The following is a 24,459-nucleotide window of genomic DNA, read 5'->3' as shown; positions in this document are numbered from 1 at the left end:
TTATCTCTTGCTTGTTTGCACTGCTCAGGGAGGGGCCGCGCATGGCGCAGGAACACGATCTATTTGATGACATTATCGAGATCAGCAAGGGTTTCGACTTTCTTAAAAACCCGCTTGGCGGTGTGACCGATGCACTCGATCCGTCGGCACCGCAGTGGAATCCTGCCGACTACAAGGAGCGTCCGCGCGGCAACACCATTCCGTGCCTGACCTGCAAAAACGAAAAGAGCGGCTGCACCGCGTGCGTGGACGTGTGCCCGGTCAACGCTATCGAGGTCGAGGAAGACGCCATCGAGATCCTCGACTCCTGTCGCAAGTGCGGCCTGTGCGCCGCCGCCTGTCCGACCGAGGCGATCATCTCGCCACGCCTGGCGCCCAAAAACCTGTATGACGACATTGTCTCGGCAGCTACGAGCCACGAGACCGCCTACGTCACCTGCACGCGCGCCCTTAAGCGCATGCCGCGCGAAAACGAGGTCGTCGTTGCCTGCGTGGGCGATATTACGGCCGAGACCTGGTTCTCGGTGCTGGCGGACTATCCCAACGTGAGTGTGTACCTGCCGTTGGGCGTGTGCGATAAATGCCGCAACACCGGCGGCGAGGACATTCTGGGCGAGGCGATTGCGAAGGCCGAGGAATGGGCCGGTACGGGCATGGGTCTTGAGGTCGACCCCAAGAGCCTCAAGTGCCATAAGCGCCGCGAGTACGAGCGCAAGGAATACATGGAAAAGATCGCCCGCACCACGGGCCTGACCGTGACTAAGCTCAACCCGGCGACGGCGGCGCTAGCTTCGGTGACACAGAAGCTCAAAGCCCATCGTCATCAGATTACCCAGCTGGAGCGCACACTCAACACCATGTGCGGTACCACGACGACCAAGCGTCGCCGTTCGCTTACGCACGGGCGACAGCTGGTGCTCTCGACGCTGCAAAACCACCCCGAGCTTGCCCAGAACATGCAGGTGAGCACGCCGGAGTGCGATTTTGACAAGTGCACGTCGTGCGGCGAGTGCGTCAATGTATGCCCCACGTTCGCCTGCGATTTGATGGGAAGCGGCCGCTTTGCGTTGGAGTCCACGTATTGCTTGGGCTGCAGTGCCTGCGTCAAGGTGTGCCCCGAGCATGCGCTCAAGCTGGTTGAGCATGACGCGTCCAATCTGGTCGTCGTCGATCCCGAAGCCGAGGAAAAGGCTGCCCAGAAGGCGAAGGCTCACGAGGAGGCCGAGAAGGTCAAGGCCGAGGCAAAGGCCAAGCTCGATAAGATGCTCGATCAGGTGGAAAAGCTCGCAGACTAGTCAGCGACCCCTATCTCTGCTTCATTTGCGCCGCCGTGGCGTCCGGGTTCGCCTGGATGCTGCGGCGGCGCTATACTTATGCAGTTTGAAGTACCTGTATCAAAAGGAGCTGTCGTGTCCCTTTCCATCGGTATCGTGGGCCTGCCCAACGTGGGCAAGTCGACGCTGTTCACCGCGCTTACCAAAAAGACCGGCCTTGCCGCCAACTACCCGTTCGCCACGATCGACCCCAACGTGGGTATCGTCGATGTGCCCGATAGCCGCCTGCAAAAGCTCGCCGACATCGTCAACCCGGGTCGCATTGTGCCGGCTACGGTCGAGTTCGTCGACATCGCAGGTCTGGTGAAGGGCGCTAACGAGGGCGAGGGTCTGGGCAACCAGTTCTTGGCAAACATCCGCGAGACCGACGCCATCTGCGAGGTCGTGCGCTACTTTAAGGACCCCAACGTCATGCGTGAGGTGGGCCGCACCGGCGAGTTCGTCGATCCCGCCGGCGATGCCGACACCATCATGACCGAGCTTATCCTGGCCGACATGGGCACGCTCGAGAAGCAGCTGCCCAAGCTCGAGAAGGAGGCCAAGCGCGACAAGGAGCTCATGCCCAAGTTTGAGGTCGCCAAGCGTCTGCTTGCCTGGCTCAACGAGGGCAAGCGCGCCGCATCCATGGAGATGACTGACGAGGAGCGCGCCGCCGCCAAGGGCCTGTTCCTGCTCACCATGAAGCCCATCCTGTATGTGGCCAACGTGGACGAGGATATGCTCAACGAGGACCTGGCGCCCATCGATGGCGTCAAGCCGCTGCCGATCTGCGCCAAGATTGAGGCCGAGCTTTCCGAGCTCGATCCCGAGGACGCTGCCGACTACCTGGAGAGCCTGGGCCTGGAGCAGCCCGGCCTGGACGTGCTCGCGCAGGCCGCCTACAAGCTGCTTGGCCTGCAGTCGTTCTTTACGGCTGGTGAGATGGAGGTCAAGGCCTGGACGGTTCGTCAGGGCGCAACCGCTCCGCAGGCCGCCGGCGTCATCCACACCGACTTTGAGCGCGGCTTTATTAAGGCCGAGGTCATTGGCTACGACGATTACATCGAGCTCGGTGGCGAGCAGGGCGCCAAGGCCGCCGGCAAGCTGCGTATCGAGGGCAAAGAGTATGTCATGGCCGATGGCGACGTCGTGCACTTCCGCTTTAACGTGTAAGGACGACGCATATGTTTAAATATGGCAAAAAAGCTGGCTACATGGGTATTGCGTTGCTCGTACTTGCGGTGATTCCGCTGGTGGTTGCAGCGTGTGTTATCCCCAACATTGGTCCCGAGGTGGCAACGAAGTTTAACGCGGCCGGTGAGGTGACGCGCTGGGGCAAGAGCTACGAGCTGCTGGCGCTGCCGGTGCTCAACCTGCTGCTGAGCGTGGCGACGTACTTTACGGCAGGACGTCAGGCTAAAAACAATGATGACTCCGCCGCCATGGCGCGCATCGTGTGCGAGCGCTACCTGCGAAACGGCTGCATCACGGGTGTGTTCCTCAACGTGATTAACGTTTACTTTATGTACTCGGCTATTACCGGAACAGGCTTTGGCTTTGGTTTCTAGCTTGTCCTTTTAGGCAACGAGCCTGCACGCATATTCAATGGCTGCTGCGAGGCCGCCGCTCGATCGTGGTTTAAAGACCATATCGGCGGCGGCCTCGTTTTCGTATCCGGAACCGCGGAGGGCGAGTGCGATACCGGCTTCTAAAAGGAGCGGCAGGCCGCGTTGGCTGGTTGCGATTACGGCAGCCTGATTGAGCGAGCGGCTGTGCGCTTGGCATTGGATGACAAGTTCGCCTTGCGCCGGGCAAGGGACCAGAACGGCGGCGACGCGACTTGATAGCAATGCAAATGCTGTGCGCTCATCGGGCGAAAGACATTCTGCTTCAACGACGACGAGCTTGGGCGGTGCGCTGTTTGTGCGAAGCGTGGCTCGGTACGTGCGGACCGAAGAACCCGACATAGAAAACTCCTGTGTATTCGGCAAAACGTAAACTATAGTTTACGTTTATGTTCGGCTCCATTTCAAACTCGTCTGCATGGACGAACGTGCTAAACAGATTCTTGGCAGGCGGGTCGAAGAGACACGCAGGGACCTTGGTATCTCCAAGGTTGATTTTTGTGTGGCGACAGGAATCAGCCGACCCTACCTCGACCGAATCGAAGATGGGACGGCAAATTTCACGCTCAAGGTTCTATTTAAGATCGCGCCCGCACTCGGCATGACGGTGTCAGAGCTTCTCGAGGGTATCGAGTAGCCTTTTTTTGCTAGATTTGCCGTTTGCTGAACGGGTCCCCCCGACGGCGGCGTGCAAAAACGCGAGTATTCAGCATCCCTCAATAATTTGACGGCAGCCGGGGCCACAAATACGACGCGTAATGTTTTGGATTATCCACAAAATTCAATAATATGAGGAATAACAAGCGCGCGGAACGAGTCTTTCGAGTCGAAAGGCAATTTACAGCCAGCGGTTTTAACGTTCCCGGAAGGGGCGGATGCTGAAAACTCCGCTTTTTGCACGTTCCGAGGGGTATCACGTGCCCTACAAGGCCCAAAGAGGCGGATTTTGTTTTAGCTACGCCATCGGGATGCGGTCGTGGTTGACTTGGCTGTAGAACAGGCGCTGAATCTCGGCCGCATCACGTGACTGGCCGAGTGCCCACATGGTCTTGGCCACGAGCGTCTCGGTGGTCATGTCGTCGCCGCGCAGAATGCCCGGATGATCCGCGTAAGCACGGCCGACCTCATAAACGCCCAAATCGAGGCCCTCTTCGGGGACCTGCGTGGTCATAACGACAGTACGGCCCGAATCGACCCAGCGGAAAATCGCCTCCTGGAATGACTCGCCCGACTCACCAAACTCGGGGATACCGCCAATGCCAAAGGTCTCCAGAATCATGGCGTCGTAGCTATCGGCAAGGGCGTCCAGGATACCCGGGTTCACGCCGGGTGTCAGCTTAAGGACAAACACGCGCGGGTCGATACTGTCGTAGAAACGAACCGGATTCTCATTCTGGTGAGTGCCGTGAAGCCCGTTGCGCACAATGCGGTCGTTGCGGATGTAGGCAATGGGCGGATAGTTGACACTAATGAACGCGTTAAAGCTCATGGTGCGCTGCTTGCGGGCGCGCGTGCCGGCAATGGCGACGCCGCCAAACACGATCGAGACGTCGTGTGAATGCTCATCGAGCGCATAGAGCAGGCTCTGGTACAGGTTGAGCTTGGCATCGGTAAAGGGGTTGCCCATGGGCTTTTGCGAGCCGGTGAGTACGATGGGCTTGGGACTGTCCTGAATCAGATAGGAAAGCGCTGCCGCGGTGTAGCTCATGGTGTCGGTGCCGTGAAGGACTACGAAGCCGTCGTGATCGGCATAGCCTTCGACGATGACGTCGCGGATACGCATCCAGTCGCTCGGGCGCATATTGGTGCTGTCGATGTTCATGGGCTGCACGACGTCGAGCTCGCAGAGGCCCGAGATCTCGGGAACGCTCTGGGCGAGTTCCTCACCGGTCAGGGCGGGGGAGAGGCCGTTGCCGTCCTCGGTCGATGCGATGGTGCCGCCCGTGGCGATGAGAAGGATGCGCTTCATGCTGGTATTCCTATCGTATTTGCCGCCGCGAGGGCGGAGTCGTTCGGCAGTATTGTGGCACAGGGCGTCCAATGTTCAAACGTATTACATCATCTGTAACGTTCGGTAACACTTCAATTGCCGTCAAATAGGGGTCCAGGTCGTGCGTTTGCCGTGCGCTGATGGTTGCGAGGGACGAGAAACCCCATATAACGTGTACACTATGAAAGCTATTTCGTTCATTCACGCGGGTGAGCATCGGCTCCCCGCCAACAAGAGGGGGAAACCATGGATCAAAAGGCTTCCGCAAAGGTCCTCGTACTCGACTTTGGTGCGCAGTACGGTCAGCTCATTGCCCGTCGCGTCCGCGACCTCAACGTGTATTCCGAGATCGTTCCCTGCGACATCTCGGCCGACGAGATTCGCGAGATGAACGCCTCTGCGCTCATCCTTTCCGGCGGCCCGGCTTCTGTGTATGCCGAGGACGCTCCGTCCATCGACCCCGCCATCTTTGACCTGGGCCTTCCCGTCCTGGGCTTCTGCTACGGTCATCAGATCACGGCCGTGACGCTCGGTGGCAAGGTCGGCCACTCCGAGGTGGGCGAGTATGGCCGCGCCACCATCACGCGCACGGCAGGCGCCAAGCTCTTTAACTCCACGCCCATGGAGCAGACCGTGTGGATGAGCCACCGCGATGCCGTCTCCGAGGTGCCCGAGGGCTTTACCGTTACCGCCAGCACCGACGTGTGCCCGGTTGCCGCCATGGAGTGCGTCGAGCGCAAGATCTTCACCACGCAGTTCCACCCCGAGGTCAAGCATTCCGAGTACGGTCAGCAGCTGCTGAGCAACTTCCTGTTTGAGATCTGCGGCCTGGAGCCCAACTGGAGCATGGACAACCTGGTCGAGACCATGACGGCCGAGTTCCGCGAGAAGGTCGGCAACGACCGCGTGATTCTGGCCCTGTCCGGCGGCGTCGACTCCTCCGTCGTGGCTGCGCTGGGCGCCCGCGCCGTAGGCAAGCAGATGACCTGCGTGTTCATCAACCACGGTCTGCTGCGCAAGGGCGAGCCCGAGCAGGTGGAGGAGGTCTTCACCAAGCAGTTTGACGTCGACTTTATCCACGTCCACGCCGAGGACCGTTATGCCGAGCTTCTGGCCGGCGTGACCGAGCCCGAGGAGAAGCGCCGCATCATCGGTACGCAGTTCTGGAAAGAGTTCTTCGCGGTTGCTCAGCAGCTTGAGACCGATGGTAAACCCGTGAAGTACCTGGCTCAGGGCACCATCTACCCCGACATCATCGAGTCCGGCGCTCGCAAGACGGGCGGCAAGACGGCCACCATCAAGAGCCATCACAACCTGATCCCGTTCCCCGAGGGCGTGCACTTCGACCTCATTGAGCCGCTCGACCACTTCTTTAAGGACGAGGTCCGCGCGCTTGGTCTGGCGCTGGGTCTGCCGGGTCACATCGTGTTCCGTCAGCCTTTCCCGGGCCCGGGTCTTGCCATCCGCATCATCGGTGCGGTCGACAAAGAGAAGCTCGAGATCCTCAAGAACGCCGACGCTATCGTGCGCGAGGAGCTCGACGCCTACAACCAGCGCCTGTTTGAGCAGACCGGCGAGCGCAACTCCGAGCACAGCTGCTGGCAGTATTTCGCGGTCCTGCCCGATATTAAGTCCGTTGGCGTTATGGGCGACGAGCGCACCTATCAGCGCCCGATCATCCTGCGTGCCGTCGAGTCCAGCGATGCCATGACCGCCGATTGGGCCAAGCTGCCCTACGACGTACTGGCCCGCATCTCCGGCCGCATCGTTGCCGAGGTCCCCGGCGCCAACCGCGTGTGCTACGACATCACGTCCAAGCCGCCGGCGACCATCGAGTGGGAGTAGCCGAGGGTCTAATACGGCACGTCACAAAAGGTAGTGAATAGCAATGAAGCCCCAGGTAGAATTGGCTATCTGGGGCTTCTTCATGCAACGTCGCGATGCGCTCCATAACGCTCTATTTGGGGAATTTAGTTCAGGCAATGGAGACGGGCGCATGAACGCAGAAAAGACGGCACGAGGCCCACTTGAATCCTCGACACTCATCCGCATTATCGTTGCCCCAATGCCCTCTGCATCAAGCGAGGTCGGCGGTTAAGCAACGGCTCGGCGAGTGTTATTTTGAGAGCTACGCGCATCTAAGGCGAGTTTTCGTGGTAAAAACTACTTGCCGGAAGCCGCGGCTTTCAGAGTACGGCTTACGTGCACGTTTAACCTCCGTGGGCGACGGGGTGCCGCAAGGCGTAGAGTATCGCTCACCTGTAGGGGCAGCGTCGCTTTAGGACCGAGGGTTCGGCCTACTACGAGACGCCCCAGCGCATCATCGACGGCAACACCAAGCGCATTGTCTCCGAGTGCCAGGCATGTCTCGACCGCTACGAGCGCGAGGGAAGGCCCCGCTTCGCCGTCGACATCGACCGCATCGTGGGGCTGCTGGAGGGCGAGAAGTAGGGCACCTCGGCTCAGTCTCGAGCCATGCGGAGTCGCTCCGCATTTTTGAACGCCGCGTGTGCGTTCCAAATACTTGAGAAACAAGCTGTGAAGTGCGGTGGCGCGCCCGTGCCGGTGCATAGCCGTCACCATCAGCGTCTACGCGGTGTCGGCTCCAAGTGGAGCTGACACCGCTGCTGTATATGGTTTGCCTTGCTGCAAATGGCGATCAATGCCCGCGATGCTTCTGTTTGCGCTTCAGTTTTCTCTGCTCGTAGCGCGCATCAGCCTCTTTCGCGCGGCGTCGGCTTCTTGCATGAGCTGACTCCTGCTTCAACGCTTCCCTCTGTGCCGCGAGCGCCTGCTGCGCCTTGGTGCTCATCGCTGGCTGCTTGAGGGTTTTCGCCGCCTCGCGAGCGCGTCGCTTGGGGTTCTTTATGGGCTTGCTTGCCTCAGCCGGTTTGCCATCGAAGAACGAGAACTTCTCCCATTTGCCGACGACGAATTTCAGAATCTCCTCATCGGATGGCTCCGCGCCGAAGACGATGCGGGCGACGCCGTACCGTCCGTCCTCGACGTGCTCCGCCAGCCCGACCCAGAATTGGCCGTCGTGATATACGGTCAGGGTGGACGACACGCTGATCTGCATGGTTGGTTCCTCCTTTATGTAGATGACCATGCAGAGAAGGGACAACCAAGGAGGCAGGTTACTGATGCGGACTCCCGCACGCCCACGACTACCCGACGGGGACTGTGTTTTCATCTCTGGTGGTTGGATTGTAGCATGAGCGAATGCGCATTGACCTCGCTGCCGGCATGCTGTGACTGGTCGAGGGTTTTACCAGGAATGGGGAAAGCCGGCACAGGAACTGCACCCGGGGCGATGCGGTCAACATCGCCCCGGGGGTGAAGCATTGGCACGGAGCCGCGCCCGACGGCTGGTTCTCGCATCTCGCGCTGGAGGTTCCGGGCGAGGAGACCTCCAACGAGTGGTTGGAGCCTGTGAACGACGAGGATTATCTCAAAGCGACTAACAAAGAGGCTTAAGCACCGTCGCCCACCCGCGCCGCCGAGAGCAGTGCGCCCAAATCGGCCTGGATTGCCTCCGCCTTGCTTCCGAGCTGCAACGGGGCTGAGTCGCCCGAGATGTTTACGCTCAACAGATGCGCATCCGGCAGCTTTGCGGCCATGCTCCAGAACGGGAGCGTGATGATGCCGGGGGTCATCTCGCCCACGCCACGCTCCAGCAGCAGCACGCGGCCAGCTCCGCGCTCGTGCACGAAGCGCTCGTATCGTCCGAGGCTCTCGCGCCATGTCGCACCCTGCAGAAACGTGCCGTCGCGCACCCACGGTATAAGATACTGGTTTTCCGTGCGAAAACGCTCATGCCGCTAAATTGAGCGACCGCCTGTACTGCAGCGGGATCATCCGCCCGAGCGATCCCTTAATCCGTCGCCCGTTGCGCCAATCGGCAGAAGCCACGCGTGGACGCTAATCGCTCGAGCGAATCGTCGTCGGTTTCCGTTTAACGATTTCTTTTTCCGCTATTATCCGACCCTCGGACTTCCTCGTGATAGAAGTAGTCCACGATCACCGGATGCCCCTGGGGGACTCTGCCATAAGGCATTTCGTTGTCCACAAAGGGGCAATCGTACTTCTCGGCCATTTCCTCGGCTTTTACTTCAAGCGCTTCAAAATAGCTACGGTTGTGCTTGTTATAGATCTCATCGTAAAGCGGTACGAGATCGGGATGTTTCTCGGCGATATAATCCAGGATCGCTTTTTTGAAACCACCCCGAAGATTGAGATTTTCGAGCCAAAACAAATCGCACCGATCCTTTACTCGCTCAAAAATCATCTCAAAATCCGTGATGCCGGGAAATACCGGGGACACGAAGCAGACCGTACGGATACCTTCGTCATAAACCTGCTTCATAGCGGCGATACGACGCTCGATGCTCGACGCGGAGTCCATATCGTTCTTGAAGTTCTCATCCAGCGTGTTGATCGACCATGAAACAGTCACTCGTCCAAGCTTCTTCAGCAGATCGATATCCCGTACCACAAGATCGGACTTTGTGCAGATCAGAATATCTGCATCGCTGCCAATCAGCTGCTCCAGGAGTTTCCTGGTATTCCCGAATCGCTCCTCCTGTGGATTGTAGCCATCCGTCACAGAACCGATAACCACCCGCTGTCCAGCGTATTTCTTCGGATTCTTGATTTCCGGCCAATGCTTCACATCAAGAAAGGTGCCCCATTCCTCCTTGTGTCCGGTAAAGCGCTTCATAAAGGAGGCATAGCAATACTTGCAGGCATGCGTGCAGCCTACATAGGGATTGACCGAGTAGCCGCCTACCGGCAGGCTGGACTTGGTCATGATGTTCTTTGCTTCCACCTCATTGATGAGGATTCCATCGATCACTTCCGCCATGTTCTCTGCACCTCCAGCACTCTTTCGAATTCTTCCGGCAATTCCTGAATCATGTTTTCGTCCCCTATGACAGAGACGAGGTCTTCCTTCATAAACATTGGAATGCCAAGCGCGTGCGCCTGGTCCGTCAAAGACCATGCCCACTCCGGTTCCGTATGAACCTTCCTGCTCTGCGCCCCGGTCATGGTACCGACGACGATCCAGTTGATTCCGGAAAGGTCGACCGTACCGGGATCGTCGAATAGCGGCTCAAAAGTAACGAAGAAGTGATTTGCTTTGACGTTTTTCCGAAGGGCGTCGATACGCCACAGCTCCGCTTTCCTCGTCACCGTAACGCCGAACCATGCGTTTTCCAGGTCGGTATTTAAATCCAGCAAATCGGGTCTCTTGGTCAGGAACAGGAACTGATGCTGTGGATTCTCATGGATCTTTGCAAATACCTCGTCTCGCCATTCCAGCTTCCACCCGGAGAGATCGCTCATGCCGGTAAGGAGAAAGTTCTGCGGGCGTTTCTTTTCCATCATCTTGAGCTTGCTCGGGAAGAACGCAGGATCAGCGAAGTCGTCAATCATATGCCAACGTTTCACATTGTTACGGGCATAGCAATATGGACACCCCACCGTGCAGCCGATGACGATATTCATATTCTGAATCTGATTTTTGATGCAGATGCTCATAACGCCTGCCTACCTGCCTCTCCCGTAAACACGCAATCAGCCTCCCCCACCTTGCGGGCAAAAGCCTCGATATCTTGCTTGCAAGCAGCAGGCTCGCAATCGCTCAAATCGTATGACGTGCCGCCGTTTCGATAGACGGCCCGATGGGAAAACGATCGGTTGACAAGCCCGATGCCGAGCTTCTCGTACAGGGTCATCCGTGCTCCCTTTCAGCTATTATAAACAGGTGTCTATAAACAGTATCCTTGTTGATTTTCGCAGGGGCAATGAACAAACGCGTGCACCTGTCGATAAACGAACAGCTACCGGACATTGTCAAACGACTCAGATTGGAGAGGCGATGGGAGAAACCAAGATCGACCGCCGGCGGCGCTACACCCTCTCGGTCATACAGGAGGCGTTCTTCGCGCTGCTGGCCGAGGTCGGCTTCGCGAAGATGACGGTGGCGGACATCTGCCGCCGCGCCGAGATCAACCGGGGAACGTTCTATCTGCATTACGAGGATAAGTACGCGCTGCTCGATGCGCTTATCGACGAGGCATTGGCAGCGGCTCCCCCGCTTGAGGGGGTTGAATCGGCAACGCTTTGCCAGCGTCCGCCGGCAGACGACGATTATCGCCTGCTTTATTCGGACAGCGACGCATACGCTCGCGTAGCCCAGCGCGTCATAGAACGCGGAGCGGAGCAGATGGTTCCCTGGGTCATGGAGAAAACAGGGCTTTCACGCGAAGACGCCTTCCTGCTCTTCGTCCACAACGTCCAGGGCAATCTGGCCGTCAACCGCCTGCTCGGCTGGAGACGAGGCCCCGAGTTCGCCCATGCCCAGGAGCTGCTCAACGCCTATTCCGAAGGGGGCTTACTGGCGGTATCCGCTCTTCGCGATTCCGATAACCCATCGTGACCTGCGATTCAGGAATACCAGCCTCCGAGCCCTCTCGTTCGGAGGCTGCGGCTAAAACCTCATTGCGCGTCTACCGCTCCGCGTTACTCGCCACCTGCCCGCGCCGCCGAGAGCAGGGCGCCCAGGTCGGCCTGGATCGCCTCCGCCTTGCTTCCAAGCTGCAGCGGAGCCGAGTCGCCCGAGATGTTTACGCTCAACAGGTGCGCATCCGGCAGCTTTGCAGTCATGCTCCAGAATGGGAGCGTGATGATACCGGGAGTCATCTCGCCCACGCCGAGCTCCAGCAACAGCACGCGGCCATTGCCGCGCTCGCACACGAAGCGCTCGTATCGTCCGAGGCTCTCGCGCCACGCCGCGCCCTGCAGAAACGTGTCATCGCGCACCCACGGCACAAGCTGCCAGCCGCAATGCGGGCACCGGGGGACATCCTCGCTGAGGACCTCGAACCCCGTCATGCCCGCGAGCATGCGTTCGACGTAGGGGCTCGCGTCGAAGACCTCGTCACAGCATGGCTGCTTGCACTGAAGGTGCGCGAAGCTTCCCTGATAGTTGCAGATTCTCTCGGCGGGAAACGTCTTCTCGACCTGGGTGTCCACATTGGTGCTCAGGATGAAGTAGTCCTTATGGCCGATGAGAGACCGCAGGTCTAGGTAGGGCTGTGAGGCCGGCTCGCGCAGCATGAAATCGATATAACGCGCATAGTAGGCCCATTGCTGCTCGAGGCTGGGGTAGAGGTGGTAGAAGCCGTCAAAAAGGCTCTTAAAGCCAAATGCTCGCTGCCAGTCCTCCATTCCGGCGCGCGCCATGCCCGCGCGGTTGTAATGGTTGAACCCGGCGGCGCTCGACATGCCCGAGCCGATGCCGACAATGATGGCGTCGGCATCGTCGATAAGGCTTCGAAGCCTACGCGCTTCTCTTTCTAGGGGTGGCATCGGGCGATCTCCTCGAAAGCCGGGGCCATATCGCCGTCAACGAGAATCGTCTCGCACGATGCATCGGGCGCCATAGCCTGGCCGTAGTTGAACACGATGTAGGTGGCGTGCTCGCAGGCGCTTGCGACCTGGGCGAGCATGCGCTTTATGACGCCGTTGTGCAGTCCCACGCCAAGTTCGAGGATGGCGACCCTGCCGTTGCGATGGGCTTGCACAAGGCGTTCGAGCTCCTCGAGCCGGGCCATGGCGAGGGCGTCTGGATGGGCGAGACGCCGCTCGTCGATCGACGTGCGTATGCTCCCCTCCGTCTCGAGCACGCGCTCCTCGTCGAACCCGGCGCGCGCGAAGTGCCCGTCGATGTTGCATGTGACCACGAAGGTGTCGGCGTGCTCCGTAAGACGCCGCAGCCCGTTCATGAGCGAGCCGGGCTCATATTCGAGATACTCCTTTTGATGGAACCGCTCGGCCCATCGGCGTCGCACGCTGGCATCCGGGGAAGCGAGCCCCTGCAGTATGCAGCCGATGCCGTCGGCCTGAGCGAGGTCGCCGTACGCCTCTCGGAAATGGGCATCGGCGCTAAAGAGGTTGAGTCCCTCCGCCATGTCGAGCCCGTTGCTGGCGCCGATGATGACAAGATCCGCTTCGGCTAGCGCCCTGCCTATGCGAACTGCTTTCGCCGTCTCCATGCGCTACCTCCCCAGCGTCTTGCGCACGTCGGCGAGCACGTCGGCGATGTCGGCGCGAACGGCGAGCCCCCGATCCTCGATCGCGCGGGGGAGAAACTGCGTCTTGTTGTTTACGGCGATGTAGCTGGCCTGCGGTAACTGCGCCGTGAGGGCCCAGAACGGCTCCTGGATAAACGCGGGCGTCATGCGGCCCACACCCAGCTCGAGGAAGAGGATCCTCTGACGCGCGTGCGCGTCGAGCCAGTCGGACACCTTGCGGTACTGCTCCTCGTAGAGCTCGCCCTGCAGGAAGTTGCCGTAGCCGCGAACCCAGGGGAACGCCTCTGCCCCGCAGTGCGGGCAGCGCGGCACGAGCTCTGTCGGAACCTCAAGGCCGTCTCCCATGGCCTCTACCATGTTGGAGACCGGCTCGACCGCATCCCACACCGCGTCGGTGCAACAGCGGGAGCACTGAAAGAAGCGGTGGTCGCCTTGGATCTCTGCCACCTTCTTCCAGGGGTAGAGCTTCACAAACTGCGTGTCCTGGTTGGTGGTGAGCACGAAGAAATCCTTCTCGGCGAGAATGGCGTCGAGGTCCTTGTAGGGCTTGCGCAGCGGGGCGTTGAGCGTGGTGTCGAGGAAGGTGGCGAGGTATCCCCAGCGCGCCTCGGCGGTGGGCCAGCGGTAGAACGACCCCTCGAAAGCGCCCTTGAAACCGTAGCGCTCGGCGAATTTGCCGAAATGCCTGCGATAGGTTGCGTTGTCCTCGTAATAGAAGTCGCCGCCGCCCGCCGCGGAGAGCCCGGAGGCCCCACCCACCAGCACGCAATCGGCTTCCTCGATCATGCGGGCGAAGTCCCTGATTTGCTGGTCGTAGGGCTCGGGCTCGCGGTCACTCAGCTCATAGGGCGTGCCGCCGCTGCGGTAGGCGGCCTGAAGGGAAAACGATTGGTTGGTGAGCTCGATAACGAGCTGCTCGTACAGGGTCACTGGATACCTTCTTTCAGCTATTATAAACAGGTGTCTATAAAAAGTATCCATGTCGATTTGCTTAAGAGCAATGAACAGCTTCGGCCTGCTGTCGATAAACGAGCGTTTGCCGGGCATTGTCGAGCGTTGCAATTGGAGGGGTAATGGAAGCGGGGAAGATCGATCGTCGCCGACGCTATACACTCTCGGTCATACGGGAGGCGTTCTTCGCGCTGCTGGCCGAGGTCGGCTTCGCGAAGATGACGGTAGCGGATATCTGCCGCCGCGCCGATATCAACCGCGGCACGTTCTATCTGCACTACGAGGACAAGTTCGCCCTGCTCGACGCGCTTATCGACGAGGCCCTGACGGCGGTGCCGCCGCTCGAGGGAACGGAGGCGGGTGCCCTCTGCCAGCGCCCGCCGGCAAACGATGACTATTATCTGCTCTACTCGGATGACGACGCGTACGCCCGGGTGGCACAGCGCGTCGTCGAGCGCGGCGCCGAGCAGATGGTTCCCTCGATCATGGAGGAGACTGGGCTTTCGCGCGAGGACGCCTATCTGCTCTTCGTCCACAACGTCCAGGGAAATCTCGCGGTCAACCGCCTGCTCGGTTGGAGGCGAGGGCCCGAGTTTGCCCACGCTCAGGAGCTGCTCAGTGCCTATTCTGAAGGAGGTATGCGGGCGGTATCCGCCCGCTATGATTCTCGTAGTTCATCTTGACCACGGGTTCATTTCAGGTAAGCAGTGCAGCTATGAGCTGAGGATAAAGCGCCATCGTGTGCCCCGCGCTCTCGACTTCTCGGCAGAAATGTGAGCCTTTGGTCAATGTATCTCAAGATTGAGCGTTGGCTCCGCTTTTGATTTGGTGACATGACGGAGTGCGACGGCATGGCATTGTCGCATCGCTGTGCTGTCGCAGCGCCAGACGTCTTCGTGGCCGCCGTTCAGCCCTCGTCGAGCTCCTTCAGTCGGGAGAGGCAGCGGTCCAGAAACCCGCTCCGGGCTTGCGCGGCAAGGAGTCCGTCGCAGAAGCGGTCGCCACGAACGCACCACGTGATGCATGCGCGTATCAGGTCAATGTCCCCATGGTCGATGTCACAGCTGTCTATGCCTTCCGAGGTGTCGATGCTATGGCGTTCAAGCGTCTCGAAGTAGCTGGTGTCCGCGAACCCGTCCAGTTCATAGAAATCGTCGACGAAATCCTCGAGTCCGAGCGTCCCGCCCCCAAGCTCGACATTCATGTTTCTGTCCGTCAGCTTGCCAGCGTACTTGGTTAGTCTTTCGAACGTGTTCGCTCCTTAGCTCAAAAGTCCGTTGTCGCCCAGGTAGTCCACGAAGGCATCGATGATCCGTGCCGTGCGAGTCGCGATGTCTATTTCGGTGAAGTCTTCCATGACTTGTGTCAGGCGCTTGAGTTCCGCGATCTTTGTTCCGGCTTTGCGCTTGCCATTGCCGTCGGTGTATCCCTCATAGTACTTGCGTTTATCGCAGAATCTGTAGTCGGCCGCGCGGATGTTTACACGCTTCTCGAGCAGCGCCTTGTTACCCAGCGCCTCCAGGTTGGATTGGTCGACGAGCGGGTCTACCTCGTTGCGCTTCTTGGCATAGATGTGCTCAATTTCGAGCGTGGTGTCTAGGTCCATGAGTGGTTGATCTGGGTCTGCGTACGCCCACCAAGTGAGCATGGACTTCGTTACAGGCCTGCCGTTGGTGAACACGTAGGTTCGGAATCGCTCAGCAATATTTGCGCGATTGAAGTGGTGGTTGGGAAACTCCACCGGGCGGTGCTCCACGATGTTGATCATCTCGGGATACACTGGCGAACGCAGCGCATTTACGCCGGGACGCTCAATGGCGTAGGCGAGAACGAATGCCGTGATCTTGTTTAGAAAGCCGTAGAGTGCCTCGTCATCGAGGACACTTTTGCTGTCGCGGTTGGCAAGGAACCAGACGCTTAGCAGATAGGTCCACATGCCGTTGGGGGCGTAGTTCAGCACGAAGAGCCTGCGGAGCACGCGCTCACTGAACCCTTCCTGCGCATCGACGCGTTTCCAGAAGCCGAGCAGCGCCTCGAGATCGTCGAGCGTGGCGTCCTCCTTGAGCATGGCGTAGCCATCGGCACCGAAGAAGTCGCGCAACGATGCGGTGGTCGTGTCGCGGATGCCTTTCTTCGCGCGGCGGTAGTACATATAGCGCGTAAATAGCTCATCGGTTGGTGTACCGCGCATGGGCCGGAAGATAGCGTTCGCTCCCTCCTCGAGCGCCTTCCAGCGACGGATGAACTCGTCCTTGCGCCCCGTGTCGGAATAATGCTTGTAGAACTGGCTTTTGAAGATGTCGGCATCCGAGAGAGGCAGCCCTCGGTCGTTTAGAGTCGAGAAGATGCGTAGCGCGGTGTCCTGCGACTCCGCTTCAATGGGTAACAGTATCACATTGTTGATGACGCGTGTGGCCATGTAGACGGTGTAGGTGGGCCACTCGCTCACCAGTTGTTCAATTTTCCTCTGGAAGAAAGCGAAGTTGCGGGCATAAGCGCTCTTCCAGCCATCGCCTACGTTGCCCTCTCGTAAAATCTCGAGGAATTCATTCTTGTCGTTGTCCGATGCAACCTCGGAGTCGATCTTGAGGCGCTCCATGTCGGGCTCGTCGAACTCGTCGGTTTTCCATACACAACGGGCGATTGCCTCGCGCATCTTCACAGACTGCTTATCCTTCATGTTGGTGAACTTGTCGTAGAACGCGCGGAGCAGCAGCATGATGGTGGTGAGGCGCTGCTGGCCGTCAATGATCTCGAGTTGACCAGAGAGGTTCTTAAAGGTGACGATGGGTCCTAGAAAGTATTCGTCGTTCTCGCTGTCGAAACGCTCGTAGTCATCGCCTGGAAAAGCGAACGAGAACAGGTCGTCCCACAGCGTTGCGCATTCATCCTCGCCCCAGGCGTAGGGCCTCTGGTAGTCGGGGATGAGGAAGTCCGATCGCTTATCGGTGAGAAGATCGCGAATCGATCGCTGGTCGATGTTGAGCTTGGACATGAGCTGTACCTTCCGCGCGGGAACAATCAAGATGACACGGATTATATCGCCGAAGTCGTCATTCGCTCTATTGCTGCGAGCTACTGAATCTGGCAACCTCTGGCCAACCCTTACGGTTTCATGTCGTGATCCATATCGGCGCTGATTAATGTCCGTGATGCTTCTGCTTGCACCTTCTTTGGAGAGCGCGAGCGAGAGATGCGATCTACAGACGTCTGAATAGCTCCATCCGTTTTGGTTACAACAAAATGTGTGCCGCGCGCCTGCGGCATGAAGAAGGGAGATTCTTGTGAATATCGTTGTATTGAGCGGCAGCCCGCGTAAGGGCGCTAATACCGATACCATGGTCGAGGCGTTTGCCGAGACCGCGCGTGAGGGCGGCAATACGGTCGAGGTCGTCCGCGTTGCCAGTAAGAAGATCGCCGGCTGCTTGGGATGCCAGTACTGCTTCGCCCATGAGGGCGTCTGCGTGCAGAAGGATGACATGGCCAACGTGATTGAGTCGCTGAAAGACACCGACATGGTTGTCTTCGCTTCGCCTATCTACTGGTTTGATATCACCGCACAGGAGAAGGCTGTCATCGACCGCCTGTACGCCTTCGGTGCTACGGGCTTCCCGTTCACCAAGACGGCCCTTTTGCTCGATAGCCACAGCGAGGGCGTCTATGATGCGGCGATCGCTATGTACAAGTCAGCCTGCGCGTACTGCAAGTGGGAGGACCAGGGCATTGTCACCATTAGCGGCATGACCGAGCGCGACAGCATGGCCTCATCGCCCAAGCTAGAAGAGGTGCGAGAGCTCGCTCGCAAGCTCGCCTAAGGACAAGAAGACCGCATGGCAATCAGCGTTGGTGGAAATGCTTGCTGTCCTTACCGAGAGATAGGGGCGAATTCCCTCAAGTGCCGTATAGAACAATTTTTAAACGCAGAAAAATAACTGAAAACAAATTAATCCGCGTTAAAATATTGTCAAATAGAAGTTCATGAGGGAAGGTTACGTATGCGTCGCAAGGCAGACGAGCTCCTTAGGGAATGGCGAGACAGAGCTGATAGAAAACCTTTGCTGGTCAAAGGCGTGCGCCAGTGTGGCAAGACCTATTTGCTCAGAACGTACGCCCAGGATCTTTTCGAATCGGTTGTCTACGTTAATCTTGAGAACGACCGGTCGGCGCGAGCGGATTTTTCGGGCGGTCTTGACCCTCATTCGATCGTACGTGCGATCGAGGCTCGTACGGGACAGCGTATCGTGCCTGGCAAAACCTTACTGTTCATTGACGAGATCCAGGCATGCGAGGAAGCGCTCACTTCCCTTAAATACTTTTGCGAAGATGCTCCCGAGTATTACGTTGCGGCTGCCGGGTCGCTTCTTGGGGTTGCCATTAACCATCAGTCGTATTCGTTCCCCGTCGGAAAGACCGACTTGATTGAGATGACTCCACTCGATTTCGAGGAGTTTCTCTGGGCGATGGGGCACGATCAGCTGGTCGACGAGATACGCTCATCATTCGAGATAATGGGTCCTCTTGCGCCAAGCCTTCATGAAAAGGCGCTTGGGCTCTATCGACAGTATCTTGTTGTTGGCGGAATGCCCGAGGCGATCCAAACGTACATCGATGATCAGTCAATCATTGATGTGGCCGAAAAACACCGGATTATTCTCGACGGATATTCCGCCGATACCAATAAATATGCTGATGAACGCTTGAGCGCAAAGACGCGTGCGTGCTTCGATTCCATTCCACAGCAGCTTGCCAAAGAGAATCGTAAATTTCAATACAAGGTAGTGCGAGCGGGGGGCAATGCGTCTCTCTTTGGAGATGCTCTCGACTGGCTTGTATTGTCGGGTACGGTGGCGCGCTGCAGCCTAGTCGGGCAGATTGAAAGCCCTTTAGAGGCCTTCGTTAACCCTTCTGCTTTTAAAATCTATCAGGCGGATACAGGGCTGCTCGTCTCCAAGGCCGGTGCTCAACGCGCCGATATTCTAGCCGGCATCGGCGGCACATTCATGGGTGCACTTACCGAAAACTACGTTGCCCAACAGCTTTCAGCCATGGGCTATCCGCTGCATTATTGGGCGCGAGATAATCGTGCGGAAATCGACTTTGTAGTAGAGAAGCAGGGATGCTTGTCTGCGATTGAAGTCAAGGCGGGGGAGAACACAAGATCTCGAAGCCTTTCCTCACTTAAAAAGACCCATCCGGGCGTGCGCCTTATCAGGCTATCTACGAAGCCCTTTGGAATGAATGATGGGCTTATGTCTGTTCCACTTTATGCGGCATTTTGTCTATAGGGATGATGCTGCTGTAATGCATGGGGCCCGGAGCGCGGCATTTACTGTGCTCTGGGCCCCACCGTTTTGAGAGCTTATGGTGGTTTCAGCCGATCGTCCTAGTCAAACAGACTCGGCATGTCGTTTTCTTTCATGAGGGCACCGGCAGAGGGTAGGCTCTGCGCGGTAAACTTTTCGGCCGAGACGCCGGCGCCAAGGATGTCCTCGGTCGTGCCGACGGTGGTGACCGAGCGGCCCTTCTTGGCCGTAAAGGCCTGGACGCCCTGCGTGTTGGTGGTCGTCTTGGTCTTAAGCAGCGACGTGTTGAAGTTCATCAAACGATAGTCGCTCGAGACCAGCGCGATGTCGCGATCTTCCTTGAGCACCTGGGCATACAGCAGCTTGCTGCCACCATAGATGGCGTTTTTGAGGCGCTTGCGGTTGGTCTTGGTAACGTATCCGGCAAGCGCGACACGCACCACGCGGCCGTTCTCAAAGACGAACAGCACGTCGGCCTTGTAGTCCTCGGGGTCGATGACCCAGATGACGTTCTCGTCGGGTTCCATCTCAAGATCGGTCGGCAGGTACGAGCCCAGCTGGGCCGACTTGGTGTCCTCAAACGCCGTGACCTTGCACTTGTACACCTGGCTCTTGTTGGTAAAGACCAGCAGCTCGTGGGTGTTGGAGGACGGGAACTCGATAAAGGGTTTGTCGCCGTCCTTGTACTTGAGCGTGGTCGCCTTCTTGAGCACGCGGTCCGTCATCTTCTTGAGGTAGCCATCGCGCGAGAGCATGATCGTAACCGGGTACTCCTCGACCTCGGGCTCCAAGCTTACCTCGATAACCTCATGGGGCTCGATCCTGCCCGTGCGGCGCGGCATCACGTACTTCTTGTTGACCGCGGCCAGCTCGTCGCTGATGACCTTCTTGATGTTCTCTTCGCTGGAGAGGATCTCCTCGAGCTCGGCGATCTCGCCCTCGAGCTTAGCGATGTCCTTGGTGCGGTTGAGGATGTATTCCTCGTTGATGTTGCGGAGCTTGAGCTCGGCGACAAACTCGGCCTGGGTCTCGTCGATGTCGAAACCCTTCATAAGGTTGGGTACAACCTCTGCCTCGAGCTTAGTGCCGCGGATGATGGCGATGGCCTTGTCGATGTCGAGCAGAATTGCCTCAAGGCCGTGCAGCAGGTGCAGGCGCTCGGACTTTTTGCCCAGGTCAAAGTTAATGCGGCGACGCGTGGACTCAATACGCCACTTGACCCACTCGTGCAGAATCTGGCGCACGCCCATAACACGGGGGTAGCCGTCGACGAGCACGTTAAAGTTGCACGAGAACGAATCCTGCAGCGTGGTCGAGCGATAGAGCTTGGCCATGAGCTTGTCGGGGTCGACGCCGCGCTTAAGGTCGATAGCGATGCGCAGACCCGAAAGGTCGGTCTCGTCGCGGATGTCGGCGATCTCCTTGACCTTGCCCTCCTTGGAGAGCTTGACGATGCGCTCGATGATGACATCGGTTTTGGTGGTGTAGGGGATCTCGTAGACCTCGATAATGCGCTCTTCGGGAATCCAGTGCCAGCGGGAGCGGATTTGGAAGCTGCCCAGGCCGGTCTCGATAATCTTTTCCATCTCCTCGCGGCGGTAGATGATCTCGCCGCCGGTCGAGAAGTCGGGCATGGGCATATACTCGAGCAGGTCGCAGTCGGGATCCTGCAGGTAGTGCATGGTGGCGGTGCAGACCTCGTTGAGGTTGAAACCGCAGATGTCAGAAGCCATGGCGACGCCGATGCCCTTGTTGGCCGAGACGAGGATGTTAGGGAACGTGGTGGGCAGCAGACGCGGCTCCTTCATGGCGCCGTCGTAGCTGTCGACGAAGTCGACCGGGTCCTTGTCGATGTCCTTGAAGATCTCGGCACTGATGGGGGAGAGCTTGGCTTCGGTATAACGCGAGGCGGCGTAGCTCAGGTCGCCCGAATAGTACTTGCCAAAGTTGCCCTTCGACTCAACGAACGGCGCGAGCAGCGCCTCGTTGCCGGTGGCCAGACGCACCATCGTCTCGTAGATCGCGGCGTCGCCGTGCGGGTTGAGCTTCATGGTCTGGCCCACGATGTTGGCGCTCTTCTGGCGCTCGCCCTTGAGCAGACCCATCTTGTACATGGTGTAGAGCAGCTTGCGATGCGAGGGCTTAAAGCCGTCAATCTCGGGGAATGCACGCGAGACGTTGACGCTCATGGCGTAGGGCATGTAGTTGACCTCGAGCGTCTGCGTGATCGGCTGGTCGGTGACCTCGGAGTGCAGGCCGATGACGTTCTCGGCGTTGACCTGCTTTTTCTTTGGCTGGGTTTTGGTCTTCTTCTTTGCCACGATTTCCTCTTGAACTTCTTGTGGGCCGTCGTTATCGATTTGCTGCTACTGCAGGTCCAGCTGGTCCAGGTACTCCTTGCCGTGCTCGGAGATGTGACGCTTGCGGCCCACCTCGTCGTTGCCCAGCAACAGGTTAAACATGGTTTCCATCTTGGTGACGTCCTCGGGCTCCACCTTGATCAGGCGACGCGTCTCGGGGTTCATGGTGGTGAGCCACATCATGTCCGGATCGTTCTCACCAAGACCCTTGGAGCGGTTGATCGAGCACTTTTGGTCGCCGATCTCTTTGAGGATGCCGTTCTTCTCGAGCTCGGTGTAGGCAAAGTAGGTCTTTTCTTTGCAGTTGATCTCGTAGAGCGGCGACTCGGCGATATACACGTAACCCTCGTCGATGAGCGTGGGCACCAGGCGGTAGAGCATGGTGAGCACGAGCGTGCGGATGTGGTACCCATCGACGTCGGCATCCGTACAGATGATGACCTTGTTCCAGTTGAGGTTGTCCAGGTCAAAGGCACCGAGGTTCTTGATGCGCTTGTCCTTGATCTCCACGCCGCAGCCCAGCACGCGCATAAGGTCCATGATGATGTCGGACTTAAAGATGCGCGGATAATCCTCCTTCAGGCAGTTGAGGATCTTACCGCGGACGGGCATAACGCCCTGGAACTCGGCATCGCGCGAGGTGCGAATGGCGCCTGCTGCCGAGTCGCCCTCTACGATGTAGATCTCGCGGCGGCTCTTGTCCTTGGAGCGGCAGTCGATGAACTTCTGCACGCGGTTGGCCATGTCGGTCTTCTGCTGCAGGTTGGTCTTGATGCTCTGACGCGTCTTCTCGGCGTTCTCGCGCGAGCGCTTGTTGATGAGCACCTGCTCCATGATCTTGTTGGCGGCGTCCTTGTTCTCGATCAAGTAGGTCGAGAGGCGCTCCTTAAAGAATGCCGTCATGGCCTGCTGGATAAAGCGGTTATTGATAGCCTTCTTGGTCTGGTTTTCGTAGGACGTCTGGGTGGAGAAACAGTTGGTCACCAGTACCAGGCAGTCCTGGACGTCCTGCCATTTGATGCCACTCTCGTTTTTGTTGTACTTGCCCTGTTGCTTGATGTAGGCATCGATGGCGCTGGTCAGAGCGCTGCGAGCGGCCTTCTCGGGCGAACCGCCGTTCTCGAGCCACGATGAGTTGTGGTAGTACTCCTGCATCGTGAAGGTGCGCGAGAAGCACATGCACGCGGTGATCTTGACGTTGTAATCGGGCAGGTCCTCGCGGTCGCGACCGCGACGGTCGGCCTCGATAAAGAAGGGCTCGGTAAGGTAGTCGGCACCGACCTTCTCGAGCACGTAGTCCTCGATGCCCTTGGGGTAGCAAAAATCCTCTTCGGAAAACTCGCCGTCGTCGCCTTCGATGCGCAGACGGAAGGTCACGTTGGCGTTGACCACGGCCTGGCGGCGCATGGTCTCGCGATACCAGTCGTGGGGAATGCTGATCGAGGTAAAGACCTCAAGATCGGGGCGCCACTTGATGGTGGTGCCGGTGCGGTCCTCGTCGCTGGGCTCGATCTCAAGCGCTTTCTTTTTGGCGCCAACGACCTTGCCTTTCTTAAAGTGCAGGGAGTACTTGTTGCCGTCGCGCCAAACCGTGACGTCCATGTACTCGGATGCGTACTGGGTCGCGCACGAGCCCAGGCCGTTGGTACCGAGCGAGAAGTCGTAGTCGCCGCCCTGGTTGTTGTTGTATTTGCCACCTGCGTAGAGCTCGCAAAAGACGAGCTCCCAGTTAAAGCGCTTCTCGGAGGGGTTCCAGTCGAGCGGGCAGCCGCGGCCGTTGTCCTCTACCTGAATGGAACCATCGCGAAAGGCGGTAAGGGTGATGAGCTTGCCGTAGCCCTGGCGCGCCTCGTCAACGGCGTTGGACAGGATCTCGAAGGCGGCATGCGCGCAGCCGTCGAGTCCGTCCGAGCCAAAGATAACGGCGGGGCGCAGGCGTACGCGCTCCTCGTCCTTGAGCTGACGAATACTGTCGTTACCATAGTTTGCGGTGTTTTTTGCCATGCTCGCTCTCTCGGTGCTCCTTTTGCTGCGTTTAAGTCATATAGATAGTCAAGGTAGCATAGCCCAGGCCGTGGGCGATTCCAACCAACACGAATTCCATCGAACAATCGTTCGGATTCGGGCACCTTTGGCTTCTGCGGTCATTCCCTGCGCGGTGTGGTGCTCGTGTTAAAACCGTGGCTTATCGGCTGGTAGAATTGCCGCATCAAGACTGCATGTTGTTTGAGGGGGCGCAATGACCGAGAAAGAGAAGATGGAGCGCGGTGAGTGGCATGATGCCAACTTTGACGAGGAGCTCCTGGCGCAACGCGCGAAGGCGGAGGCGCTCTGCTATGACTTTAATATGGCAAAACCTGGAAGCGACGCACAGCTCGATGCTTTGAAGTCCTTGCTCGATACCGATCTTCCCGGGGGGCTGACGGTCCTTTCGCCTGCCTACTTTGACTACGGGAGCAAGACGACCTTTGGTGAGGGCTGTTTTGTAAACCATGGCTGCTACTTTATGGACGGCGGCTCTATCACCTTTGGTGGCAACGTGTTTATCGGGCCGTTTTGCGGCTTCTACACCGCTTCGCACCCCCTAAAGGCAAAGGACCGCAACTTGGGTCTCGAGAAGGCTCTGCCCATCGTTGTCGGCGATAACTGCTGGTTTGGCGCGAACGTGTCAGTGCTGCAGGGAGTTACCATCGGCAGCGGTTGCGTAATTGCCGCGGGCAGCGTCGTGACGGAAGACCTTCCAGACAACGTGGTGGCGGCAGGCGTCCCCGCAGTCGTCAAGAAGACCATCGAACAATAACGAAGCCCTTAAACGATA

Annotated in this window: 24 protein-coding genes; 10 read left to right on the top strand and 14 right to left on the bottom strand. The window is 58.3% G+C overall.

The window, feature by feature from the left end:
• The first annotated feature begins 41 nt into the window (after positions 1 to 41).
• From DXC67_RS00495 to DXC67_RS00485, 3 genes are all read left to right on the top strand, one after another.
• A complete protein-coding gene (locus DXC67_RS00495; protein WP_117583323.1) occupies positions 42 to 1,295 on the top strand; it encodes a 4Fe-4S binding protein in 1,254 nt (417 codons plus the stop codon).
• Between the two features lie 114 nt (positions 1,296 to 1,409).
• The gene (ychF, locus tag DXC67_RS00490; RefSeq protein WP_089572784.1) at positions 1,410 to 2,486 is read left to right on the top strand and encodes a redox-regulated ATPase YchF; all 1,077 of its coding nucleotides are present in this window, start codon (positions 1,410 to 1,412) and stop codon (positions 2,484 to 2,486) included.
• A gap of 11 nt (positions 2,487 to 2,497) precedes the next feature.
• Positions 2,498 to 2,881 carry a DUF1648 domain-containing protein gene (locus DXC67_RS00485; RefSeq protein ID WP_089572786.1) on the top strand — a complete coding sequence of 128 codons (384 nt, stop codon included), beginning with the start codon at positions 2,498 to 2,500 and terminating at the stop codon, positions 2,879 to 2,881.
• 9 nt (positions 2,882 to 2,890) lie between these two features.
• Here the strand turns inward: DXC67_RS00485 and DXC67_RS00480 are convergent, their stop codons facing one another.
• Positions 2,891 to 3,280 (bottom strand): hypothetical protein, encoded by a 390-nt coding sequence (locus DXC67_RS00480; protein WP_117583322.1) that lies wholly within the window; start codon positions 3,278 to 3,280, stop codon positions 2,891 to 2,893.
• Between the two features lie 76 nt (positions 3,281 to 3,356).
• Here DXC67_RS00480 and DXC67_RS10735 point away from each other — a divergent pair, with 76 nt between their 5' ends.
• The gene (locus DXC67_RS10735) at positions 3,357 to 3,575 is read left to right on the top strand and encodes a helix-turn-helix domain-containing protein (RefSeq protein WP_035136926.1); all 219 of its coding nucleotides are present in this window, start codon (positions 3,357 to 3,359) and stop codon (positions 3,573 to 3,575) included.
• Positions 3,576 to 3,893: 318 nt separating this feature from the next.
• On the opposite strand, the gene DXC67_RS00470 is transcribed toward DXC67_RS10735, so the two are convergent.
• On the bottom strand, positions 3,894 to 4,907 hold the full coding sequence (locus DXC67_RS00470) for an asparaginase (protein WP_117636940.1): 1,014 nt from the start codon (positions 4,905 to 4,907) through the stop codon (positions 3,894 to 3,896).
• Between the two features lie 267 nt (positions 4,908 to 5,174).
• Here DXC67_RS00470 and guaA point away from each other — a divergent pair, with 267 nt between their 5' ends.
• Complete coding sequence (gene guaA, locus DXC67_RS00465; RefSeq protein WP_117635915.1) at positions 5,175 to 6,773, top strand: glutamine-hydrolyzing GMP synthase; 1,599 nt, start codon at positions 5,175 to 5,177, stop codon at positions 6,771 to 6,773.
• A gap of 814 nt (positions 6,774 to 7,587) precedes the next feature.
• Here guaA and DXC67_RS00455 read toward each other — a convergent pair.
• The 5 genes from DXC67_RS00455 to DXC67_RS00430 all read right to left on the bottom strand — a co-directional run bounded on the left by DXC67_RS00455 (position 7,588) and on the right by DXC67_RS00430 (position 10,666).
• Complete coding sequence (locus DXC67_RS00455; protein WP_117636938.1) at positions 7,588 to 8,007, bottom strand: YjdF family protein; 420 nt, start codon at positions 8,005 to 8,007, stop codon at positions 7,588 to 7,590.
• A 394-nt stretch (positions 8,008 to 8,401) separates the two neighbouring features.
• Complete coding sequence (locus DXC67_RS00445) at positions 8,402 to 8,638, bottom strand: hypothetical protein (protein WP_147327725.1); 237 nt, start codon at positions 8,636 to 8,638, stop codon at positions 8,402 to 8,404.
• 245 nt (positions 8,639 to 8,883) lie between these two features.
• Positions 8,884 to 9,792 carry a radical SAM mobile pair protein B gene (locus DXC67_RS00440; RefSeq protein ID WP_117636936.1) on the bottom strand — a complete coding sequence of 303 codons (909 nt, stop codon included), beginning with the start codon at positions 9,790 to 9,792 and terminating at the stop codon, positions 8,884 to 8,886.
• A complete protein-coding gene (locus DXC67_RS00435; protein ID WP_117636935.1) occupies positions 9,780 to 10,469 on the bottom strand; it encodes a radical SAM mobile pair protein A in 690 nt (229 codons plus the stop codon). The genes DXC67_RS00440 and DXC67_RS00435 overlap by 13 nt, the downstream gene beginning before the upstream one ends.
• On the bottom strand, positions 10,466 to 10,666 hold the full coding sequence (locus tag DXC67_RS00430; RefSeq protein ID WP_117636934.1) for a hypothetical protein: 201 nt from the start codon (positions 10,664 to 10,666) through the stop codon (positions 10,466 to 10,468). The genes DXC67_RS00435 and DXC67_RS00430 overlap by 4 nt, the downstream gene beginning before the upstream one ends.
• A gap of 143 nt (positions 10,667 to 10,809) precedes the next feature.
• Here DXC67_RS00430 and DXC67_RS00425 point away from each other — a divergent pair, with 143 nt between their 5' ends.
• Entirely contained in the window at positions 10,810 to 11,370 is a 561-nt protein-coding gene (locus DXC67_RS00425; protein ID WP_117636933.1) for a TetR/AcrR family transcriptional regulator, read from the top strand.
• An 83-nt stretch (positions 11,371 to 11,453) separates the two neighbouring features.
• Here the strand turns inward: DXC67_RS00425 and DXC67_RS00420 are convergent, their stop codons facing one another.
• The 3 genes from DXC67_RS00420 to DXC67_RS00410 all read right to left on the bottom strand — a co-directional run bounded on the left by DXC67_RS00420 (position 11,454) and on the right by DXC67_RS00410 (position 13,957).
• On the bottom strand, positions 11,454 to 12,302 hold the full coding sequence (locus DXC67_RS00420; protein ID WP_117636932.1) for an NAD-dependent protein deacetylase, SIR2 family: 849 nt from the start codon (positions 12,300 to 12,302) through the stop codon (positions 11,454 to 11,456).
• Positions 12,290 to 12,904 (bottom strand): hypothetical protein, encoded by a 615-nt coding sequence (locus tag DXC67_RS00415; protein ID WP_147327724.1) that lies wholly within the window; start codon positions 12,902 to 12,904, stop codon positions 12,290 to 12,292. The genes DXC67_RS00420 and DXC67_RS00415 overlap by 13 nt, the downstream gene beginning before the upstream one ends.
• 87 nt (positions 12,905 to 12,991) lie before the next feature.
• Positions 12,992 to 13,957, bottom strand: coding sequence for a hypothetical protein (locus DXC67_RS00410; RefSeq protein ID WP_199410538.1), 966 nt, complete (start codon positions 13,955 to 13,957; stop codon positions 12,992 to 12,994).
• Positions 13,958 to 14,100: 143 nt separating this feature from the next.
• On the opposite strand from DXC67_RS00410, the gene DXC67_RS00405 reads away from it, so the two are divergent.
• Positions 14,101 to 14,661: a TetR/AcrR family transcriptional regulator gene (locus DXC67_RS00405; protein WP_117636930.1), complete on the top strand. Its 561-nt coding sequence runs from the start codon at positions 14,101 to 14,103 to the stop codon at positions 14,659 to 14,661.
• Positions 14,662 to 14,885: 224 nt separating this feature from the next.
• Here DXC67_RS00405 and DXC67_RS00400 read toward each other — a convergent pair whose 3' ends face one another.
• Both DXC67_RS00400 and DXC67_RS00395 read right to left on the bottom strand, forming a co-directional pair.
• Positions 14,886 to 15,182 (bottom strand): DUF6508 domain-containing protein, encoded by a 297-nt coding sequence (locus tag DXC67_RS00400; protein ID WP_117635858.1) that lies wholly within the window; start codon positions 15,180 to 15,182, stop codon positions 14,886 to 14,888.
• A gap of 57 nt (positions 15,183 to 15,239) precedes the next feature.
• A complete protein-coding gene (locus tag DXC67_RS00395) occupies positions 15,240 to 16,973 on the bottom strand; it encodes a DUF262 domain-containing protein (RefSeq protein ID WP_117636929.1) in 1,734 nt (577 codons plus the stop codon).
• A gap of 289 nt (positions 16,974 to 17,262) precedes the next feature.
• Between DXC67_RS00395 and DXC67_RS00390 the strand changes: the two genes are divergently transcribed.
• Together DXC67_RS00390 and DXC67_RS00385 are read left to right on the top strand one after the other, a co-directional pair.
• On the top strand, positions 17,263 to 17,793 hold the full coding sequence (locus tag DXC67_RS00390; protein ID WP_117636928.1) for a flavodoxin family protein: 531 nt from the start codon (positions 17,263 to 17,265) through the stop codon (positions 17,791 to 17,793).
• Positions 17,794 to 17,973: 180 nt separating this feature from the next.
• Positions 17,974 to 19,263 carry an ATP-binding protein gene (locus tag DXC67_RS00385; protein ID WP_117636927.1) on the top strand — a complete coding sequence of 430 codons (1,290 nt, stop codon included), beginning with the start codon at positions 17,974 to 17,976 and terminating at the stop codon, positions 19,261 to 19,263.
• A gap of 98 nt (positions 19,264 to 19,361) precedes the next feature.
• Here the strand turns inward: DXC67_RS00385 and DXC67_RS00380 are convergent, their stop codons facing one another.
• Complete coding sequence (locus tag DXC67_RS00380; protein WP_117636926.1) at positions 19,362 to 21,602, bottom strand: DNA gyrase subunit A; 2,241 nt, start codon at positions 21,600 to 21,602, stop codon at positions 19,362 to 19,364.
• 45 nt (positions 21,603 to 21,647) lie between these two features.
• Positions 21,648 to 23,645: a type IIA DNA topoisomerase subunit B gene (locus tag DXC67_RS00375; RefSeq protein ID WP_117636925.1), complete on the bottom strand. Its 1,998-nt coding sequence runs from the start codon at positions 23,643 to 23,645 to the stop codon at positions 21,648 to 21,650.
• 235 nt (positions 23,646 to 23,880) lie between these two features.
• Here DXC67_RS00375 and DXC67_RS00370 point away from each other — a divergent pair, with 235 nt between their 5' ends.
• Positions 23,881 to 24,441 (top strand): sugar O-acetyltransferase, encoded by a 561-nt coding sequence (locus tag DXC67_RS00370; protein ID WP_117635853.1) that lies wholly within the window; start codon positions 23,881 to 23,883, stop codon positions 24,439 to 24,441.
• Positions 24,442 to 24,459 lie beyond the last annotated feature (18 nt).

This window comes from Collinsella sp. TF07-1 (assembly GCF_003437235.1).
GTDB lineage: Bacteria > Actinomycetota > Coriobacteriia > Coriobacteriales > Coriobacteriaceae > Collinsella.
The sequence above is the reverse complement of the archived record's forward strand: the minus strand, read 5'-3'. Positions and strand labels throughout refer to the sequence as shown.

Coding starts and splice junctions, on each gene's coding strand:
- DXC67_RS00420 (WP_117636932.1), bottom strand. CDS start 12,302: ATGCCACCCCTAGAAAGAGAAGCGCGTAGGCTTCGAAGCCTTATCGAC.
- DXC67_RS00385 (WP_117636927.1), top strand. CDS start 17,974: ATGCGTCGCAAGGCAGACGAGCTCCTTAGGGAATGGCGAGACAGAGCT.
- DXC67_RS00425 (WP_117636933.1), top strand. CDS start 10,810: ATGGGAGAAACCAAGATCGACCGCCGGCGGCGCTACACCCTCTCGGTC.
- DXC67_RS00455 (WP_117636938.1), bottom strand. CDS start 8,007: ATGCAGATCAGCGTGTCGTCCACCCTGACCGTATATCACGACGGCCAA.
- DXC67_RS00415 (WP_147327724.1), bottom strand. CDS start 12,904: ATGGCGGAGGGACTCAACCTCTTTAGCGCCGATGCCCATTTCCGAGAG.
- DXC67_RS00470 (WP_117636940.1), bottom strand. CDS start 4,907: ATGAAGCGCATCCTTCTCATCGCCACGGGCGGCACCATCGCATCGACC.
- DXC67_RS00370 (WP_117635853.1), top strand. CDS start 23,881: ATGACCGAGAAAGAGAAGATGGAGCGCGGTGAGTGGCATGATGCCAAC.
- DXC67_RS00495 (WP_117583323.1), top strand. CDS start 42: ATGGCGCAGGAACACGATCTATTTGATGACATTATCGAGATCAGCAAG.
- DXC67_RS00485 (WP_089572786.1), top strand. CDS start 2,498: ATGTTTAAATATGGCAAAAAAGCTGGCTACATGGGTATTGCGTTGCTC.
- DXC67_RS00440 (WP_117636936.1), bottom strand. CDS start 9,792: ATGGCGGAAGTGATCGATGGAATCCTCATCAATGAGGTGGAAGCAAAG.
- DXC67_RS00405 (WP_117636930.1), top strand. CDS start 14,101: ATGGAAGCGGGGAAGATCGATCGTCGCCGACGCTATACACTCTCGGTC.
- DXC67_RS00400 (WP_117635858.1), bottom strand. CDS start 15,182: ATGAATGTCGAGCTTGGGGGCGGGACGCTCGGACTCGAGGATTTCGTC.
- guaA (WP_117635915.1), top strand. CDS start 5,175: ATGGATCAAAAGGCTTCCGCAAAGGTCCTCGTACTCGACTTTGGTGCG.
- DXC67_RS00375 (WP_117636925.1), bottom strand. CDS start 23,645: ATGGCAAAAAACACCGCAAACTATGGTAACGACAGTATTCGTCAGCTC.
- DXC67_RS10735 (WP_035136926.1), top strand. CDS start 3,357: ATGGACGAACGTGCTAAACAGATTCTTGGCAGGCGGGTCGAAGAGACA.
- DXC67_RS00435 (WP_117636935.1), bottom strand. CDS start 10,469: ATGAGCATCTGCATCAAAAATCAGATTCAGAATATGAATATCGTCATC.
- DXC67_RS00430 (WP_117636934.1), bottom strand. CDS start 10,666: ATGACCCTGTACGAGAAGCTCGGCATCGGGCTTGTCAACCGATCGTTT.
- DXC67_RS00395 (WP_117636929.1), bottom strand. CDS start 16,973: ATGTCCAAGCTCAACATCGACCAGCGATCGATTCGCGATCTTCTCACC.
- DXC67_RS00480 (WP_117583322.1), bottom strand. CDS start 3,280: ATGTCGGGTTCTTCGGTCCGCACGTACCGAGCCACGCTTCGCACAAAC.